The organism is Streptomyces sp. NPDC048191 (genome assembly GCF_040652655.1).
Classification (GTDB): domain Bacteria; phylum Actinomycetota; class Actinomycetes; order Streptomycetales; family Streptomycetaceae; genus Streptomyces.
The window spans coordinates 1-2,790 of sequence record NZ_JBEZMO010000080.1 but is presented as its reverse complement, the minus strand read 5'-3'; the positions used below and the strand labels follow the sequence as shown (position 1 = coordinate 2,790).

Sequence of the window (2,790 nt, the reverse complement as noted above, 5' to 3'; positions counted from 1 at the left end):
CAGGCACACACCCACCAGCGACTCAGGCCCCACACCCAGCCCGGACAGATAACGCGCCAGACGATTCGCCCGCGCATTCACCTCCCCGTACGACAGCTCCACCCCACCGGCGACCACAGCCACCGCCGCAGGATCAAGCGCCGCCTGCTCCTCGAACACCTCGTGCACACACCGCTCCACCCGAGCAGCAGGAGCACCACCGGCCGCGTCTCCCAGAAGACGCTCGCGCTCACCCTTCGGCAGATACACAGCACGCGCGTCACCGTCGAAGTCGGCTGCCATGGCCTCCAGAACCGACCGGTACATGTCGGCGATCCGCCGGCCGTATTCCTCGCTGAGCGCGGGGATGCCGACGGTCAGGATGATGTAGCCGCCTCGCGAGGAGACGGTGAGCGGAAGTTCCGTGGGACTGTCGTCGATGCCGCCGAGGGGGTCGATCAGCCCGGTGTCGACCTGGCGGAAGTCCTGGTAGTTGAAGAAGACGTCGATGAGGCGGCCGTTGCCCACCTCACGCTGGATCTCCGGCATGGGGAAGCGGCGGTGACCCCACAGCTCCACCTCACGCGCGAAGACCTGCCGCACCAGCTCACGCCAGGTGCCCGCGCCCCGGTCGACCGGGAAGGGCAGGGTGTTGAGGTACATGCCGTACACCCGGTCCGCGCCCAGGACCTCGGGGCGGGCGTCGAACACCAGGCCGGTGTGGAAGGCCGGCTCGTCGATGAGCATGCCCATCACCTTCAGATGGGCAGCGAGCATCACACTCTTGAACGAGGCGTCCGCCGCCGTCGCCAGGGCGCGCAGCCGGTCTTCGAGGTCGTGCCACGGGACGGGGATCTGGTGTGTCCGCTGGGGCGCGTCCGCAGAATCGTTCCAGCCGGCGGGGAGGGTGAACTTGGTGTAGTCGCTGACGATGCCGGCCCAGTAGGCACGGTCCTCGTCGGAGGCGAGGGACTCCAGCTCACCGGCGATGAAGTCGGCGTAGCGCACGTCGGGCACGTCGTACGGCTCCGGCTCCAGGCCGTCGCGCAGCCGCATGTAGCAGCCGAGGAGTTCCATCAGGAGGGAGTGGTAGCTCCAGCCCTCCATGATCGGGTGGCACTCGGTCACCGAGATCCACCAGCCGTTGTTCTCCGTCGTGTGCGCGAAGTAACGCATCAACGGCGGCTCGGCGAAGTCGAATGCCTTCGCGCGCTCGGCGGCCGTGAACTCACGCAGCTTCTCGTGCTGTTCTTCTACGGCCAGGTCGCCGAGGTCGGCCACACCCATCACCGGCTCGGCAGCGGCGTGAACCAGCTGCATCGGCACTGAATAGGCGGAAAGCTCGATGGAGGTCCGCAGCGTCTCGTGCCGGGCGACGACGATACGGCCGGCTTCGGTGAACGCCTCGTGGGAGAAGGGCTTGTCGTCGCGGATCCGGTAGGTGGAGACGTTGTGGTAGTGGTTACGACTGGTGTCCGCCAGCATTTCCACGACCATGCCGGTCTGCGTCCGCGACAGCGGATAGGCATCCACCACCCCGGACGGCAACTTGGCCCGGTCCTCGGCGGAGATCAGCGCGAAACGCTGCACACTTCTCAGCGCGGCGGATTCCTCGGTCGCCTTCCGACCGTCGAGCAGTTCGGCGAGCGCGGTGACGGTGCGGGCGGCGAAGACATCACGCACGGCGACCTCGAACCCGGCGGTACGGAGGGCACCGACCAGAGCGACGGCACGAATGGAGTCACCGCCAAGCTCGAAGAACGAGTCCCCGGCACCGACCCGCTCCACGCCCAGCACCTCCGACCACACCGAGGCGAGGCGCTCCTCCAGCGGCGTCCGCGGCGCGACATACGTGCCGCGGGCGAAGGCGTCCTGCTCCGGGGCGGGCAGGGCACGCTTGTCGAGCTTGCCGTTGGGCGTCAGCGGCAGCGCCTCCAGCTCCACGAACGCCGCCGGGACCATGTACTCAGGCAGGCTCAGTCCGAGTTCCGAGCGGACGGCGGCAAGATCGACCGTGGCACCGGGAGCGGGAACGTAGTAGGCCACCAGACGCTTGTCACCCGGAGTGTCCTCACGAACGATCACCACCACGTCACGGATGCCGGCCTGTCCCGACAGGGCCGTCTCGATCTCGCCCAGCTCGATCCGGTAGCCACGGATCTTCACCTGGTCGTCGATACGGCCCAGGAACTCCAGGCTCCCGTCCTCGCGACGACGCGCGAGGTCACCACTGCGATACAACCGCGACCCGGCAGGACCGAACGGGTTCGGCACGAACCGCTCCGCCGTCAACGCCGGCCGGCCCAGATAGCCACGTGCCACACCGGGACCCCCGACATACATCTCGCCCGGAACACCGACCGGCACCAGATTCCCGTACGAATCCAGCAGATGAATGGACAGGTCACTGAGCGGCCGGCCGATCGGGTTGCCGGCTCCTTCCGCGAAGTCCCGCTTCGTCAGCCGGTGATAGGTGGAATGCACCGTGGTCTCAGTGATCCCGTACATGTTCACCAGCGCGGTCTTCTCCAGACCCAACCGGTCCACCCACGGCCGAAGCTCACCCACCTCCAGCTTCTCGCCGGCGAAGATCACCGCACGCAGCCCCAGCTCACCCACACGCGGATCACCATCAGCCGCCGCACCCACCAGCGCACGGAACGCGGACGGCGTCTGCGACAACACCGACACCCGCTCCCGCACCAACAAGTCCACAAACTCGTCCGGCGACTGAGCCACCTCACGCGGCACGACGACCACACGGCCGCCATGCATCAACGCACCCCACATCTCGAACACCGAGACATCGAA

The 2,790-nt window shown here is 67.5% G+C and carries 1 protein-coding gene; it reads right to left on the bottom strand.

Annotation, left to right across the window (positions count from 1 at the left end):
* Positions 1–2,778 (bottom strand): AMP-binding protein (locus AB0D93_RS41400; protein ID WP_362131902.1); only part of this gene is annotated, 2,778 nt, incomplete at its 3' end.
* Positions 2,779–2,790: the final 12 nt, after the last annotated feature.